We start from the raw sequence: 14,637 nt of genomic DNA, 5'->3' as shown, positions 1-14,637 counted from the left end.
GCAGTGACCTGGGCTCAGTAACCTGAGATCAGGCCGGCTCGCAATCGGCCGTTTCGCGCTCGATCGCGCGCCAGCCGATGTCGTGGCGGTGGAACTCGCCGTGCCAGGAGATGCCGGCGATCTCGGCGTAGGCGCGGCGCTGCGCGTCGAGCACCGTGTCACCGAGCGCGCACACGCACAGCACGCGGCCGCCGGAGGTGACGACATGCTCGCCTTCGATCTTCGTGCCGGCGTGGAAGACCTTGGTGTCGTCCAGGTCGGGCGTGTCCCAGGCGCCGATCACGTCGCCGACGCGCGGCGTGCCGGGATAGCCTTCGGCCGCCATCACCACGCCCAGCGACGGGCGCGGATCCCACTTGGCCGAGACTTCGTGCAGGCGCTCGTCGATCGCGGCCTCGACCAGGTCGAGCAGGTCCGACTCCAGGCGCAGCATGATCGGCTGCGTTTCCGGATCGCCGAAACGCACGTTGAACTCGATCACCTTCGGCGCGCCCGACTTGTCGATCATCAGGCCGGCATAGAGGAAGCCGGTGAACGGCACGCCGTCGCTGGCCATTCCGCGCACGGTCGGCTCGACCACCTCGCGCATGATGCGTGCGTGCACTGCCGGCGTGACCACCGGTGCCGGTGAGTACGCACCCATGCCGCCGGTGTTGGGGCCGGTGTCGCGGTCACCTACGCGCTTGTGGTCCTGGCTGGTCGCCATCGGCAAGGCCGTGGTGCCATCGACCATCGAAATGAAGCTGGCTTCCTCGCCGTCGAGGAACTCCTCGATCACCACGCGCGCACCGGCGGCGCCGAAGGCGTAGTCCGACAGCATGTCGGTGATCGCCGCCTCGGCCTCGGCCAGGGTCATCGCCACGATCACGCCCTTGCCGGCGGCCAGGCCGTCGGCCTTGATGACGATCGGTGCCCCTTTCTCCTGGACGTAATCGAGCGCCGCGTCCGCCTCGGTGAACACCGCGTAGTGCGCGGTAGGGATGCCATGGCGGGCGAGGAAGTGCTTGGCATAGGCCTTGCTGCCTTCCAGCTGCGCTGCCTGCGCGCTCGGTCCGAAGATGCGCTTGCCGGCGGCGCGGAAGCGGTCGACCACGCCGGCCACCAGCGGGCCTTCCGGGCCGACCACGGTCACCGCCACGCCTTCGCTGTCGACCAGGGCGAGCAGGCCGTCGATGTCGCTTGCGGCGACCTCGACGTTGCGGCACTTGAGTTCGGTCGCGGTGCCGGCGTTGCCAGGCGCGACCAGCACTTCATCGATGCGGGGCGACTGCGCCAGTTTCCACGCCAGCGCGTGCTCACGACCACCGGAACCGATTATGAGGACTTTCATGCGTGCTCCTGGTGTGCCGCGGCGTGGGACTGCGAATTTTACGGGACGCGCCGCGCAGCCGCGACCGCCTCTCCGCTGGGGTCTGCTCCGCAAGCTGCCAGGATCGGTGCCCTGCTGCCCGCGGAATGCCCTCGATGGATCGGGTCCTGCAATGGATCAAACGCTGTTGCCACCGGTAATCGGCCTGACCAACAGGTTTTGTGGGATTACGTGCTGCTCGCGGGACACGCCCTCTCACCGTCGTCCCGGCGAACGCCGGGACCCAGACCCGCAGCTCATCGAACCCATCACGTCATCCCGGCGAACGCCGGGATCCATTTGCTGTTGCTTGTTCACCGTTGAAGGTAATGGCCTTCGGTTGCACCTGTGCGATTCCTGCATGACTGCCGCGAGCAAACGCAAGCAAGAGCAGATGGATCCCGCTGTTCGCCGGGGCGACGGTGACAGGGCGGATGCGGTGACAGCCTGGATCCCGGCGTTCGCCGGGATGACGGTGAGTGGGCTGGCTGGCTGCGGGCCGCGGGTCCCCGCGTTCCCTGGACGACGGAGCTACGTCGCGGTGAAGCTTGCGTGGTACGTGACTTCACCTTCGGCCACGCCATCGCCGAATGCCAGCGCCTGGAAATACTCCGCCGGCACATCACCAAAGTGCAGGCCGGGCGCGTGGCGGAATCCGAAGCGCTGGTAGTACTCCGGCTCGCCCAGTACGACGCAGCCCAGCGCGCCGCGCTCGGCCAGTTCGCTCAGGCCGGCGCGGATGAGTGCGCTGCCGACGCCGTTGTGCTGGTCCGCAGGCGCCACCGCCACCGGGCCCAGGCCGTACCAGTGTTCGCTGCCGTCGCCGACGCGCACCGGCGAGAACGCCACGTGGCCGGCGATGCGACCGTCGATGTCGGCCACCAGCGACAGGCTCAAGGCGCCGTCCGCGCGCAGGGCTTCGACGATGCGCTGTTCAGTCCGGCCTGAGCCCTGCTGGTCGGCGAACGCCGCTGCGATCACCTGGCCGATGGCCGTGTGGTCGGCCGGGGATTCGGTTCTTATCCACATGGCTGGATGCGCCTGGTTGTGTCGGCCCAGTGTCCCGCAGCGGCGGTTACGACGCGGTCAGGACGCCACAACGCATGATCCCGGCTTGCGCCGGGATCATGCAGTGCCACTTCAGCTGTGCTTGCGATCGCGATCAGTGGCGGAAATGACGCACGCCGGTGAAGACCATGGCGATGCCGTGCTCGTCGGCGGCGGCGATCACCTCGCCGTCGCGCATCGAGCCACCCGGCTGGATCACCGCCTTGATGCCGGCTGCCGCTGCAGCATCTATGCCGTCGCGGAACGGGAAGAACGCATCCGACGCCATCACCGAGCCCGGCACGACCAGTCCTGCTTCCTCGGCCTTGAGTGCGGCGATCCTGGCACTGACGACTCGGCTCATCTGGCCGGCGCCGATGCCGATGCTGCGATGATCCTTCGCGTAGACAATCGCGTTGGACTTGACGAACTTGGCGATGCGCCAGGCGAACAGCAGGTCGTCGAACTGCGATGCGGTCGGCGCCAGCTTGCTGACGACCTTGAGTTCGTCGCGGCCGACTTCGCGGATGTCGCTGGTCTGCATCAGCAGGCCCGAGCCGACCCGCTTGATGTCGAAGTTGTTGCGGCCCTCGCCGTGCGGGATGCGCAGGACGCGGACGTTGGCCTTCTTGCGTGCGTAGTCGAGCGCGCCGTCCTCGTAGTCCGGTGCGATCAGCACTTCGACGAACTGGCGGTCGAGGATGGCCTTGGCGGTGGCCGCGTCGAGCTTGCGGTTGAAGGCGATGATGCCGCCGAACGCAGAGGTCGGGTCCGTCGCGTAGGCCAGCTCATAGGCATCGCCGCAGGCGACGCCCTGCGCCACGCCGCAGGGATTGGCGTGCTTGACGATCACACAGGCCGGAAGCTCGAACTGGCGCACGCATTCCCACGCGGCGTCGGCATCGGCGAGGTTGTTGAAGCTCAGTTCCTTGCCCTGCAGCTGGGTGAACGTCGCCAGCGTGCCCGGCACCGGGTACAGGTCGCGGTAGAACGCGCCGTGCTGGTGCGGGTTCTCGCCGTAGCGCAGGTCCATGACCTTGACGAAGTTGCTGTTCTGCTGCGCCGGGAACAGCGCGCGGCTGCCGTCGGCCTGCAGCGCCGACAGGTAGTCGCTGATGCAGGCGTCGTACTGGGCGACGCGGTTGAAGGCGGCCACCGACAGGGCGAAGCGCGTGGATGCGGCGAGCGCGCCGTCGTTGTCCTGCAGTTCGCTGACGATCCCGGCGTACTGCGCCGGATCGGTGGCGACGGCGACGCGGGCGAAGTTCTTCGCCGCCGAGCGCAGCATCGCCGGTCCGCCGATGTCGATGTTCTCGACAATGTCCTCCATCGTGCTGGACGGGTCCGCGGAGACCTTCTCGAACGGATACAGGTTCAGCACCAGCAGGTCGATCGCGCCGATGCCGTGCTGCGCCATCACCGCATCGTCCGTGCCGGCGCGACCCAGCAGGCCGCCGTGCACCAGCGGGTGCAGGGTCTTGACCCGGCCGTCCATCATCTCGGGGAAGCCGGTGACGTCGGAGACGTCCTTGACCGCCAGTCCGGCGTCGCGGATGGCCTTGGCGGTGCCGCCGGTGGACAGCAGCTCCACGCCGTGGGCGGCCAGCGCCTGGGCAAGTTCGATCAGGCCGGTCTTGTCGGACACGGACAGCAGCGCGCGGCGGATCTTCACCGGCGAGGCGGACAAACGCTCGGAAGTCATGTGGGGAGGGGGACGGCGACGGGAGCCGGGAATTATACCGGGACCGGGTCGGTCACGATTCGTGGTAGCCGCCGTGGCAGCGGCTTCAGCCGCGACCGGTGGGGCCTCGCGGCTGAAGCCGCTCCCGCCAGGTCAGTCGAGACCGTACTCGCGCAGCTTCTTGCGCAGCGTGGCGCGGTGGATGCCGAGCATCGACGCGGCGCGGCTCTGGTTGCCATCGCAGTGCTGCAGCACTTCGATGAAAAGCGGGATCTCGAGTTCGCGCAGCGCGATCTCGTAGAGGTTCTCGGTCTGGCTGCCGTCAAGGTCGCCGAGGAAGCGACGGATCGACGTCGCGACATGATCGCGCAACGGTACGCGTGGTGCGCTACGTGCGGGGTCGGTGCGGTCGGCGGCTGCGTTCAACATGATCCCCAGGGTGTACGCGTTGCTTCGGTGTTTCGCAGGTGCTGCTGCGGCGGTGCCGTCGATCCGGGCAGGAGAGTCGACGGGAAGCGGAGTCTAGCGCGGCCCCGTCGCAGGCGACAATGTGATGGCTCGCACTTCATCGGAAGTCGAAGGTAAACGCGACGATACGCGGTGCCGGTTCGACGACCTCCAGTGTCACGGTCGCGCTCTGTCCGGGCAGCAACACGTCGGCGGCCTTTTGATCGGGACGGTACTCGCCAGGGGTGAACGCGCGCTGTCCGGCCAACCGGCCGTCGACATCGGACAGGCCAAGCAGCAGGGTCGGCCACGGCTGCGGCCAGTGCGCGTCGTTGCGGAAACTCGCTTCTACAGAAAGCACGCCGGCGCTGCCGGGTTTGGCCCGCACATTGCGCTGGATCATCGTGAACGCCGCAGGCTCGCGCCAGGGCGGCAACTCGCAGCCGGCGACGGTGCACAACGCCGAAACACAGGGTCGCCAGCGTGCATCGGCGGCAAGCTCGCGGCGCTGCGCCAGCAACAGTTGCAAGCCCAGCAGCAGCACCAGGCCGGCCAGCGCCGCGTACCAGCGCCAGTGCAGGCGTGCGTTATCCGCAACCTTGCGGCGGCTGGCGAAACTGGGCTCACCCTTGCGGCGCGGACGCGTGCCGCGGCGTTGCCGTCGTGGCGCGACGGGACGGATCGCGGCGGCCTCGATGGCCTGTTCGAACGTCGGTGTTGCGGGCTCACCATCGTTCGTGGCTGCGGCTGCATGTGCATCAGGCGCCGGTTCGACGACCGCGTCGGCTTGCAGCGGTTGCGCCGTCGTCGCGGGCGATGGCGCGGAGTCCGGTTCCGCGCCATCGGCTATCCGGACATCGGCAATGTCGAAAACCGATGCATCATCCGTCGCGACCGCTTCCGGCGACTCCACGATGCCCTCGCAACGCGGGCACCGCTGCGATGCGCGATCGCGTGCGGCGATCAGCGCAACCAGGAATCCGCAATGAGGGCAGGGGACGAACATGGCGTGAGTCGGGTTGGAGCCGGAAAGGGTGACGGTCAGGCGACGGCACCGGAGCGGTCAGGCATTGCCCGGCCGTCGGCCATGCTCCTGCCCTTTGTTCGATTCGGTGAATCCCCGGTCGTATTCAAGCACGTCGACGCGGTCAGCGGCGACGTACGCCTGTGACGCGGATCCAGTCTTCGAGACGATCGGCCTGCAGCGAGTCGAAATCGGCGGAATAGCGCGCGATCACCTCGTCCTCCTGGCCGGCGAGGATGCCGGACATGGCGATGCGGCCACCGGGCGCGACCCGCGCGGCCAGGGTGTCGGCCAGCGCCACCAGGGCCGAGGCGAGAATGTTGGCGACGACAATCGGGTACGTCGCGGCCGGCTCCTGGTCGGGCATACAGGCCTGCAGGCGCTCGCCGACGCCGTTGCGCTCGGCGTTGTCGGCGGTGGCAATCAGGGCCTGGGGGTCGTTGTCGACGCCGATGGCCTGCGCCGCGCCGAGCTTGAGCGCGGCCAGGGCGAGGATGCCCGAGCCGCAGCCGAAGTCGAGGACGCGGGCTCCGGCCAGGACGCCCTCGCTGGCCAGCTGGTCCAGCCACTGCAGGCACAGTGCGGTGGTCGGGTGCGTGCCCGAGCCGAAGGCCAGGCCAGGGTCGAGGCGAACGACCGCCGCATCGGCCGCGTCGGCACCGGCGGGCAGGTCGTGGTTCCAGGGCACTATCCAGGTGCGCGTGCCGAACTGCAGCGGTTCGTACTGGTCCATCCAGGCCCGCTCCCAGTCCTGGTCGGCGACATCGCGGAAGCTGGCGCGCGACCAGTCCAGGTCTTCGTCGGCGGCGCTCAGGGCGTACAGCAGCAGCTCCTGCGGCGTGCCGCCTTCGAACAGCGCCGTCAGCGTCAGCTCATGCCACAGCGGGGTCTGGCCGACGCCCGGCTCGAAGATCGCCTGCTCGTCCGGGGCGTCCGCGTGGGCGTCGGCGAGGGTGACCGCGAGGGCGCCGACGTTCTCCAGGGCGCGCTCGTAGCGCGGCTGCTGGACTTCGGTACAGGGCACGGTGAGTTCGAGGTAAGGCATGGCGGCGGGCGCGATGGACCGCGCAGGGGCAAGGGGGGCGGCCATGTTGCGGGGTGGGGCGGTCGCCGTAAAGCCGAGCGGGCCGGTTGCGGGCCGAGCCCGGCTGCCGCCGGCCGTGTCCGGGCCAGCCCGTTCAGTCAGACCGCACCGTGTTACGGCGGCGTCATGCCCTAGAATGACCGCCTTGTTCGCAGAACCGGCCGTATGCGGATGTCCGAAACGCTGGAAACAGGACTCACAGCGCGACCCCACGCGGGATCGGGCACGCGTGCGCGCGTCTCGGTCGTGGTGGTGGCGATTTCGATCCTGTTCGTGGCCGGTGCGGCATGGGTGCGCAGCAACCGTTCCGACACCGGCGCAAGCAGCATCCTGAAACTGGGCGCAGTGGACGCGGCGATCGCCGAGCAGTCCATTGGCGGTGACGTGCCGCCTTCGCAGGCGATCTCCGTGGCGCCGCTTGCCAGGCACGTGCCGCAGATCCGCGTCGAGTTCGAACACAGCGACGACCTCTTTGCGTACATGCAATCGCTCGAGCCTGCCGTGCGCCAGGGCGACGCCGACGCGAAGTGGATGGTGAGCCGCGTCTACGACTACTGCTCCGGGTATGCGATGGCGCCGGCTGCGTATGCGCGCGACACCCAGGTGATCCGCGAGATGGCGATGCGCGGCTCACCGGCGATGGCGGCGGCGCGCGAGCGTGTCAGCCGGCGTTGCTCCCGGTTCGTGCCGCAGGACGACCTGTCGCCGCGCATGATCGTGGTCAAGCGCACCGAAGCGGCGGAGGCAGGCAGCCTGGCCGCGGAGGCATCGCTGCTTGCCACCGGCAAGCCGGTCAGGCAAGGCGAGGCCTACGCGCGCGACCTGGTCGAGCGCGTGCAGGAATCGAAGGATGCCGATGCCTATTCGGCGCTGTCGCCAGGCATGGGCATCGCCTCCAGCGGTCGTGTGTCGATGACCGATCAGGTTGCCGGCACCCAGTTCTCCGAACTGGCCTGGCAACTGGCGGCATGCAGGCTCGGTCTCGACTGCGGGCCGCAGAGCTCGCTGATGACGTCTTACTGCGCCAACGGCGGGATCTGTTCGGCAGACTCGTCGCAGGATTTCACCAGTTTCGTATACGACGCCGCGATTCCGCGCCAGGGCGTCGATGTGGTCAATGCAATGGTCGACTCGCTGATGCGCGAGAAGAGGACAGGAAAATGATGAAGCTTGGATTCGGCGACAAGGCGCGCCGATACTTCTGGGTGCTGCTGTTCGCCACCTATTCGGTGTCGGCGGCTGGCGTGGTGATCGACGTGCTCGGCGACGAGTACCGGCATCTTTCCCAGGTGGCGGTGACCACGGTCGACTCCGATGCGGACGTGCGCATGTCCGGCGCGGCCCAGGTGGCGGCGGTCTATCGCGCCAGCAGCGGCGCGCCGTTCTCGACCCTGCCGCCGGGCAGCACGTTCAAGATGGTCTGGCCCGACGGTTCGAGCGAGTACGTGATGATCGTCAGTCCGTCCTCGAACGTGGGAGTCGATCCAATCCCGGGCAGCGCGCAGAAGGCGCCGGCACCGGCAGTAGACAACGATGCGTCGGCCGATGCCTCGACGATCGTGGGCGCGCGCTGACGGCTGTCGCCGTCATCCCGGCGAACGCCGGGACCCAGGCCCGCAGCCTGTCCTCCTGCGACCGGTCCCACCCGCATCGTCATCCCGGCGAACGCCGGGATCCATGTTGATCTCCACAGGTCTGGACTGACTCCAATGAAAAACGGCGCCCCCTGGCGCCGTTTTTCTTCGCCTCCTCACCCAACCCGGCGGACGACGCTTCGGCGTTTCGTTGCATGGCCTTCGGCGGTCCTCACCCCAACCCCTCTCCCGCAAGCGGGAGAGGGGCTTCCACCGTCATTGGAAGACCGTCATCCCCGCGAAGGCGGGGACCCCAGCGACGTTGCTTCTAAGACCGTCATTCCCGCGAAGGCGGGAACCCCTGGACGTTGCTCCCCGTGTTTCGCGAACACGCGTCGGAAACGCAAAGCCCCTCACACAAGTTCCCCTCACGTGGAAAAAGAACCATGAAAAACGGCGCCTTCCGGCGCCGTCCTTCATTGATGCGCTGCGCCACCCGATCACACGATCGACAGCGCTTTTTCCTTCTGTTCCTTCAGGCGCTTTTCCAGGTAGTGGATGTTCATTCCACCCTGCTGGAAGCCGGCGTCCGACATGATCCGCTGCTGCAACGGCACGTTGGTCTTGATGCCGTCGACGACCATCTCGCTCAGCGCCACGCGCATGCGCGCGATCGCGGTCTCGCGATCCGGGCCGTGCACGATCAGCTTGCCGATCATCGAGTCGTAGTTCGGCGGCACGCGATAGCCTTCGTAGATGTGGCTGTCGACGCGCACGCCCGGACCACCCGGCGCGTGGAAGTGCTGGATCAGCCCCGGGAACGGCATGAACGTCTCCGGATCCTCGGCGTTGATGCGGCACTCGATCGCATGGCCGTCCAGCACCACGTCGCTCTGCTTGATGGCGAGCTTGTGGCCGGCGGCGATGCTGAGCTGCTCGCGCACCAGGTCGATGCCGGTGACCATCTCGGTGACCGGGTGCTCGACCTGGATGCGGGTGTTCATCTCGATGAAGTAGAAGCGACCGTCCTCGTACAGGAACTCGAACGTGCCGGCGCCGCGGTAGCCGATGCGCAGGCAGGCCTCGACACAGACCTTGCCGATCTCCGCGCGCTGCTCGGGCGTGATGCCCGGTGCCGGCGCTTCCTCGACCACCTTCTGGTGGCGGCGCTGCATCGAGCAGTCGCGCTCACCCAGGTGGATGGCGCTGCCCTGGCCGTCGGCGAGCACCTGGATCTCCACGTGGCGCGGATTCTCCAGGAACTTCTCCATGTAGACCATGTCGTTGCCGAACGCGGCCTTGGCTTCGGACTTGGTGGTCTGGATGGCCACGGTCAGATGGGCTTCGGTGTGGACTACGCGCATGCCGCGACCGCCACCACCACCGGCGGCCTTGACGATGACCGGGTAGCCGATCTCGCGCGCGATCTTGACGTTGGTTGCCACATCGTCGCCGAGCGGGCCACCGCTGCCGGGCACGCACGGCACGCCGGCGGCCTTCATCGCCCGGATCGCCTCGACCTTGTCGCCCATCAGGCGGATCGTGTCGGCCTTCGGACCGATGAAGATGAAGCCCGACTGCTCCACGCGCTCGGCGAAGTCGGCGTTTTCCGACAGGAAGCCGTAGCCGGGATGGATGGCCTGGGCGTCGGTGACCTCGGCGGCAGCAATAATCTGCGCCATGTTGAGGTAGCTGTCCGTCGACGGCGCCGGGCCGATGCAGACCGACTCGTCGGCCATGGCGACGTGCTTGAGGTTGCGGTCGACGGTGGAGTGCACCGCGACCGTACGGATGCCCAGCGCGTGGCACGCGCGCAGGATGCGCAGCGCGATCTCACCGCGGTTGGCGATTACGACTTTATCGAGCATGGGCTGATCTCACCCGATGACGAACAGCGGCTGGTCGAACTCGATCGGCTGGCCGTTCTCGACCATCACCTTGAGCACGGTGCCGGCGACGTCGGCCTCGATCGGGTTGAACATCTTCATCGCTTCGATGATGCCCAGGGTATCGCCGGCCTTGACCGCTTGGCCGACGCTGACGAATGCGGGCTTGTCCGGCGACGGCGAGCCGTAGAAGGTGCCGACCATCGGCGCGCGCACGATGTGGCCCTCTGGCAGGTCGGCCTGTGGCTTGGCATGGCCGCCGGTGGCGGCTTCGGTCGGGCCGTGCATCGGCATCACCGGCGCATGGGCGAGCGGCGCGGCCTGCATGACCGGTGCGGCCACGGCGACGCCACGCGGCGTGCGGGCCAGGCGGACGGACTCTTCGCCTTCCTTGATCTCGATCTCGGCGAGGTTGGACTCCTCGAGCAGGTCGATGAGCTTCTTGATTTTGCGCAGGTCCATGGTGGGCCTCAGGGTCGTTGATGGTGGTCGTCCCGGGTAACGGGGCGACGGTCTTGAGTGGAGTTCAGGCCAGCCGCTTCAGCGCGGCGTCGAGGGCGTAGCGGTAGCTGTCGGCGCCGAAGCCGCAGACCACGCCGACGGCGAGGTCGCTGAAGTAGCTGGTGTGGCGGAACGGTTCGCGCCGGTGCGGGTTGGACAGATGGACTTCGAAAAAGGGGATCGCCACCGCCGCCAGTGCGTCGCGGATGGCCACACTGGTGTGGGTGAACGCGGCCGGATTGATCAGGACCAGCGCCGTGCCGTCCTCGCGGGCGGCCTGGATGCGCTCGACCAGGACGTGCTCGGCATTGGCTTGCAGGCTGTCGTAGGCGTGGCCGGCGGCTTCGGTGCGCTGGCGCAGGTCGGCGTCGATGTCCGCCAGGGTGGCATGGCCATACACCTCCGGCTCGCGGCTGCCGAGCAGGTTGAGGTTGGGGCCGTGCAGTACCAGCAACTTCGCCATGGCGGACCCGCGGTGCTCCCTACGAACTGCCTCAAAGGCGGGCAGTGTGCGCGATGCCGGCCGGGGTGTCCAGACGTTCGCTACCGTATCGACGAAGTTGTCAGGATTTAAGCAGTTGTTTGAGTGGACGCTCTAATTTGCGACCCAGTCGTCGATTTCGCCGTGCGCGAACGGGCCGATCTTCTGCTTCAGCAGCCGCCCATCGGCGGAAACCAGCACGGTGTAAGGCAACACGCCCTTGGCATTGCCCAGTTGCACGCCGGCGTCGCCCGGGCCGGCCTGGTCGAGCAGGATCGGGTAGCGGACCGGAATGCGCTGAAGGAACGCCTGCACCGCGGCGGCGTCATCCAGCGCGATGCCGACCACTTGCGTGCCGTTGCCGCCCTGGCTGGCCGCAAAGCGGTCGAGCTCGGGCATTTCCTCGATGCACGGGCCGCACCAGCTCGCCCACAGGTTGATCACGATGGGGCGGCCGGAATAGTCGGCCGGAATCCGCACTGGCGCGCTGTCCAGCCCCGGCAACTGCAGTGCCGGGATCGCTTCGCCGCGACGCGCGACCGCCAGGCCGGTGGGCGGGGCCGGCGCGCTGGCATCCATCACGGTCTGCAGTGCGCGCTGGCCGACCTCGCTGCGCAACAGCGGACCGGGACCGTTCGACCAGAGCCCGGCGAGGACGCCGAGCGTGCCGGCGGCCACGGCGACCAGCAGGATCTTGCCGGTGGCGCTCAATGCCATCAGCGGCTGGCCTTGCCGATGCTGGCCTTGCCAATGCGCTCGACGAACGGGCCGGGCGCTTCGAAGCCGAACAGGCGCAGGTTGCGGCGCTCTCCGCCATCGACGTAATACAGGGTCGCCGGCGGGCCGATGATGCCCAGCTGCTTCATCAAGGCCTGGTCGAGGTCGTCATTGGCGGTTACGTCCGCCTTGAGCAGGACGAAGCCGGACAGCGCTGCATGCACGGAGGCCTCGGGGAAGGTGTACTTCTCCATCTCCTTGCAGGCCACGCACCAGTCGGCATAGAAATCGAGCATGACCGGCTTGCCGGCGGCCTTGGCGGCACCGACCTCGCGCTCGAGGTCGGCCAGGGATTTGATCTTGCGGAACGGAAGTTCGGCCGCGTGTGCGCCGTTGCCGCCGCGCAGGCCGGCCAGCGGCTGCAGCGGGTCGCTGCTGCCCGCCATCGCGCCGACCAGCTGCGCCGCGCCGACCACGCCCAGCAGCATCGCCGCGGTCCAGCCCAGCACCCGCACGCTGTAGCGCTGGGCGGCCTTGATGGCCACCGCGATCGTTGCCGCCGCTGCCAGCAGCAGCACGCCCCACAGCGCCAGCGTCGCTGCGCCGGGCAGGACGCGCGACAGCATCCATACCGCAAGGCCCAGGAAGATGAAACCGAACGCGCGCTGCACCGCGACCATCCACGGACCGCTGGTGGGCAGCCCCTTGCCGGCGGCGACGCCGAAGGCCAGCAGCGGCACGCCCATGCCCATCGCCAGCAGGAACAGCGCGGCACCGCCGAACACCGGGTCCTGGGTCTGGCCGATGTAGAGCACGCCCGCCGCCAGTGGCGGTGCCACGCATGGCCCGACGATCAGCGCCGACAGCGCGCCCATCACCGCCACGCCGGCCCACGAACCGCCGCGCTGGTGATCGCTGAGCGAGCCAAGCTTGTTGCGCAGGCCGGCCGGCAACTGCAGCTCGTAGAGGCCGAAACTCGACAGCGCCAGCGCGACGAACAGCAGTGCGAAAGCACCGATCACCCATGGGTTCTGGAAGGCGATCTGCAGGTTGGCGCCGACCAGTCCGGCAATCACCCCGGCGATGGTGAACACCAGTGCGCTCGCCAGCACGTAGACGAAGGACAGCGCGAACGCGCGGCGCGCGCCCAGGCCCGGTCCATGGCCGGCGATCAGCCCGGACAGGATCGGAATCATCGGCAGCACGCACGGTGTGAACGAGAGCAGCAGGCCGAAGCCGAAGAAGCTCGCCAGTGCCCACCAGCGGTTGGGGCCGGCCAGGGATGCGGCGAGGCGGCTGTCTTCGGCGAGGTCGCCGGACAACCCATCCCCACCCAACCCTCTCTTTGAAGGGGAGGGCTCAATGGCTGGAGCAACAGCGACGTCAGGGCTCTGCTCCCTCCCCTTCAAGGGGAGGGCCGGGGAGGGGATGGGTTGGCCGCCAGCTGCAGCCGGCCCAACCACCCCAGCCGGCAACGCAACCTCAACCGTCCGCGTCATCGGCGGATAGCAGATGCCATCGGTCTGGCAGCCCTGGAAGCCTGCAGTCAGCCGCACCGTGGCCGCATCGGCCTTGCTGCGCGTCAGCGCAACCGGCAATTCAACCTGGTCGAAATAGACCACCACGTTGCCGAAGTGCTCGTCGCGGTGGGCGACGCCCTGCGGCCAGCGCGGCGTGCCCAGGGTGATCCCGGCCTTGGCCGCGGCGCCATCGAGGCGGAGCGTGGTCTTGTCGCGATACAGGTAATAGCCCGGCGCCGGAGTGAAGCGCAGCAGCAGCGTGTTGCCGTCGCCGGCGATCGCTTCGAATCCGAAGGCCTGTTCCGGCGGCAGCGGCAAGGCATCGGCAGCGCCGGATTTGCCAGCCAGCAGTCCGCCGCCCAGCGGCGCGGCGCCGCGCGCAGGACCAAAGGCGACGACCGGTTGCGCCGCGGTCGCACTTGCCTCGGGCAGGGTGACACTCAGGCTGCGCGTCTGCGGCGGATAGCAGATGCCGGCGTCTGCGCAACCCTGGTAACGCACCTTCAGGGTGACCTGGCGTGCGCCGCCGCGGGCCTGCCCCGGCAACACCGCGGTGAGCGCCTGGCGATAGGTCTCGACCCGGCCGAAGAACTCGTCCTCATGGGCCTTGCCCTGCGGCAACTGCAGGGGCTGGGCGGCGAAAGCGGCATCGGACTGCACGGCGATGCGGTGCTTGTAGAGGTAGTAGCCGTCGGCGATGCGCCAGTGGATCTCGATCCGGTCGCCGCCGGGCGCCTGCGCGCGCAAGGCGAACGCCTCGTCGACGGGCAGCAGGTCGTCGGGATTGATCGCGGCATGCGCCAGCGTGGCGGCCAGGCCCGACGCGGCGAGCGCCGTCGCGGTCATGGCCAGGCTCAGCAGCGCGCCGTGCAGGCGCGACCGAACAGATTGAGTCTGCAATGGATTGGATTCAGTCATCTTTTCGGGTCTGTTCGGCCACCCACTGCAGGTAGGGGGCAAGGCCGCCAACGGCTTCGACCGCGACCGCCTCAGGCAGTTCATAGGAATGCAGCGCCTGCAGTCGGGCGATCAGCGCTTCCTGGCGATCGGCGGTGGTCTTGATCAGCAGCACGACTTCATCGGCCTGCTCGATCGCCCCCTGCCAGCGGTACGTCGACGACACCCCGGGCAGCACGTTGACGCAGGCGGCCAGGCGCTCGCCGACCAGGGCCCTGGCGATGGCGTCGGCGCTTTGCGGATCGGCGCAGGTACTGAGGACCAGCCGTACGGGCGAGGCGGGGGACGGGGTCATGAGGGGCGCAAGTGTAGCCGCCGCCCCGCGGACGGGCGAATTGTCCCCCTGGCCCGACCTTGCGCAGGCTGGCGG

General features: G+C 68.3%; 14 protein-coding genes. 2 read left to right on the top strand and 12 right to left on the bottom strand.

The annotated features are described in order from the left end of the window. Positions 1 to 28: 28 nt before the first annotated feature. The 6 genes from purD to prmA form a co-directional block, all read right to left on the bottom strand. Positions 29 to 1,330 carry a phosphoribosylamine--glycine ligase gene (gene purD, locus AC3A3X_RS07630; protein ID WP_487582425.1) on the bottom strand — a complete coding sequence of 434 codons (1,302 nt, stop codon included), beginning with the start codon at positions 1,328 to 1,330 and terminating at the stop codon, positions 29 to 31. Between the two features lie 549 nt (positions 1,331 to 1,879). Beyond that, on the bottom strand, positions 1,880 to 2,377 hold the full coding sequence (locus AC3A3X_RS07625) for a GNAT family N-acetyltransferase (protein WP_487582424.1): 498 nt from the start codon (positions 2,375 to 2,377) through the stop codon (positions 1,880 to 1,882). Positions 2,378 to 2,510: 133 nt separating this feature from the next. After that, positions 2,511 to 4,097: a bifunctional phosphoribosylaminoimidazolecarboxamide formyltransferase/IMP cyclohydrolase gene (gene purH / locus AC3A3X_RS07620; RefSeq protein WP_487582423.1), complete on the bottom strand. Its 1,587-nt coding sequence runs from the start codon at positions 4,095 to 4,097 to the stop codon at positions 2,511 to 2,513. Positions 4,098 to 4,229: 132 nt separating this feature from the next. Then, positions 4,230 to 4,502 (bottom strand): DNA-binding transcriptional regulator Fis, encoded by a 273-nt coding sequence (gene fis / locus AC3A3X_RS07615; RefSeq protein ID WP_487582477.1) that lies wholly within the window; start codon positions 4,500 to 4,502, stop codon positions 4,230 to 4,232. Positions 4,503 to 4,641: 139 nt separating this feature from the next. Further along, positions 4,642 to 5,529, bottom strand: a complete 888-nt coding sequence (locus AC3A3X_RS07610) for a DUF3426 domain-containing protein (protein ID WP_487582422.1) — start codon at positions 5,527 to 5,529, stop codon at positions 4,642 to 4,644. Positions 5,530 to 5,671: 142 nt separating this feature from the next. Beyond that, the gene (gene prmA, locus AC3A3X_RS07605) at positions 5,672 to 6,592 is read right to left on the bottom strand and encodes a 50S ribosomal protein L11 methyltransferase (protein WP_487582421.1); all 921 of its coding nucleotides are present in this window, start codon (positions 6,590 to 6,592) and stop codon (positions 5,672 to 5,674) included. A gap of 204 nt (positions 6,593 to 6,796) precedes the next feature. Between prmA and AC3A3X_RS07600 the strand changes: the two genes are divergently transcribed. Next, positions 6,797 to 7,795, top strand: coding sequence for a hypothetical protein (locus AC3A3X_RS07600; RefSeq protein WP_487582420.1), 999 nt, complete (start codon positions 6,797 to 6,799; stop codon positions 7,793 to 7,795). Then, positions 7,792 to 8,205, top strand: coding sequence for a hypothetical protein (locus tag AC3A3X_RS07595; RefSeq protein ID WP_487582419.1), 414 nt, complete (start codon positions 7,792 to 7,794; stop codon positions 8,203 to 8,205). The genes AC3A3X_RS07600 and AC3A3X_RS07595 overlap by 4 nt, the downstream gene beginning before the upstream one ends. A gap of 500 nt (positions 8,206 to 8,705) precedes the next feature. Here the strand turns inward: AC3A3X_RS07595 and accC are convergent, their stop codons facing one another. The 6 genes from accC to cutA all read right to left on the bottom strand — a co-directional run bounded on the left by accC (position 8,706) and on the right by cutA (position 14,562). After that, positions 8,706 to 10,073 (bottom strand): acetyl-CoA carboxylase biotin carboxylase subunit, encoded by a 1,368-nt coding sequence (accC, locus tag AC3A3X_RS07590; protein ID WP_487582418.1) that lies wholly within the window; start codon positions 10,071 to 10,073, stop codon positions 8,706 to 8,708. A 9-nt stretch (positions 10,074 to 10,082) separates the two neighbouring features. Further along, the gene (gene accB / locus AC3A3X_RS07585; RefSeq protein ID WP_487582417.1) at positions 10,083 to 10,553 is read right to left on the bottom strand and encodes an acetyl-CoA carboxylase biotin carboxyl carrier protein; all 471 of its coding nucleotides are present in this window, start codon (positions 10,551 to 10,553) and stop codon (positions 10,083 to 10,085) included. Between the two features lie 64 nt (positions 10,554 to 10,617). Further along, entirely contained in the window at positions 10,618 to 11,055 is a 438-nt protein-coding gene (gene aroQ, locus AC3A3X_RS07580; protein WP_487582416.1) for a type II 3-dehydroquinate dehydratase, read from the bottom strand. A gap of 132 nt (positions 11,056 to 11,187) precedes the next feature. Beyond that, the gene (locus AC3A3X_RS07575) at positions 11,188 to 11,790 is read right to left on the bottom strand and encodes a TlpA family protein disulfide reductase (protein ID WP_487582415.1); all 603 of its coding nucleotides are present in this window, start codon (positions 11,788 to 11,790) and stop codon (positions 11,188 to 11,190) included. Continuing rightward, positions 11,790 to 14,228 (bottom strand): protein-disulfide reductase DsbD, encoded by a 2,439-nt coding sequence (locus AC3A3X_RS07570; RefSeq protein WP_487582414.1) that lies wholly within the window; start codon positions 14,226 to 14,228, stop codon positions 11,790 to 11,792. The genes AC3A3X_RS07575 and AC3A3X_RS07570 overlap by 1 nt, the downstream gene beginning before the upstream one ends. Continuing rightward, positions 14,221 to 14,562 carry a divalent-cation tolerance protein CutA gene (gene cutA, locus AC3A3X_RS07565; protein ID WP_487582413.1) on the bottom strand — a complete coding sequence of 114 codons (342 nt, stop codon included), beginning with the start codon at positions 14,560 to 14,562 and terminating at the stop codon, positions 14,221 to 14,223. The genes AC3A3X_RS07570 and cutA overlap by 8 nt, the downstream gene beginning before the upstream one ends. Positions 14,563 to 14,637: the final 75 nt, after the last annotated feature.

It is taken from the genome of Lysobacter sp. Soil_N_23 (assembly GCF_057656135.1).
This window is presented reverse-complemented; position numbering and strand designations above follow the sequence as displayed.

What these genes read in the sequence shown, in the direction of transcription:
- purD (WP_487582425.1), bottom strand. Translation starts at nt 1,330, where the DNA reads ATGAAAGTCCTCATAATCGGTTCCGGTGGTCGTGAGCACGCGCTGGCG.
- AC3A3X_RS07625 (WP_487582424.1), bottom strand. Translation starts at nt 2,377, where the DNA reads ATGTGGATAAGAACCGAATCCCCGGCCGACCACACGGCCATCGGCCAG.
- purH (WP_487582423.1), bottom strand. Translation starts at nt 4,097, where the DNA reads ATGACTTCCGAGCGTTTGTCCGCCTCGCCGGTGAAGATCCGCCGCGCG.
- AC3A3X_RS07610 (WP_487582422.1), bottom strand. Translation starts at nt 5,529, where the DNA reads ATGTTCGTCCCCTGCCCTCATTGCGGATTCCTGGTTGCGCTGATCGCC.
- prmA (WP_487582421.1), bottom strand. Translation starts at nt 6,592, where the DNA reads ATGCCTTACCTCGAACTCACCGTGCCCTGTACCGAAGTCCAGCAGCCG.
- AC3A3X_RS07600 (WP_487582420.1), top strand. Translation starts at nt 6,797, where the DNA reads ATGCGGATGTCCGAAACGCTGGAAACAGGACTCACAGCGCGACCCCAC.
- AC3A3X_RS07595 (WP_487582419.1), top strand. Translation starts at nt 7,792, where the DNA reads ATGATGAAGCTTGGATTCGGCGACAAGGCGCGCCGATACTTCTGGGTG.
- accC (WP_487582418.1), bottom strand. Translation starts at nt 10,073, where the DNA reads ATGCTCGATAAAGTCGTAATCGCCAACCGCGGTGAGATCGCGCTGCGC.
- accB (WP_487582417.1), bottom strand. Translation starts at nt 10,553, where the DNA reads ATGGACCTGCGCAAAATCAAGAAGCTCATCGACCTGCTCGAGGAGTCC.
- aroQ (WP_487582416.1), bottom strand. Translation starts at nt 11,055, where the DNA reads ATGGCGAAGTTGCTGGTACTGCACGGCCCCAACCTCAACCTGCTCGGC.
- AC3A3X_RS07575 (WP_487582415.1), bottom strand. Translation starts at nt 11,790, where the DNA reads ATGGCATTGAGCGCCACCGGCAAGATCCTGCTGGTCGCCGTGGCCGCC.
- AC3A3X_RS07570 (WP_487582414.1), bottom strand. Translation starts at nt 14,228, where the DNA reads ATGACTGAATCCAATCCATTGCAGACTCAATCTGTTCGGTCGCGCCTG.
- cutA (WP_487582413.1), bottom strand. Translation starts at nt 14,562, where the DNA reads ATGACCCCGTCCCCCGCCTCGCCCGTACGGCTGGTCCTCAGTACCTGC.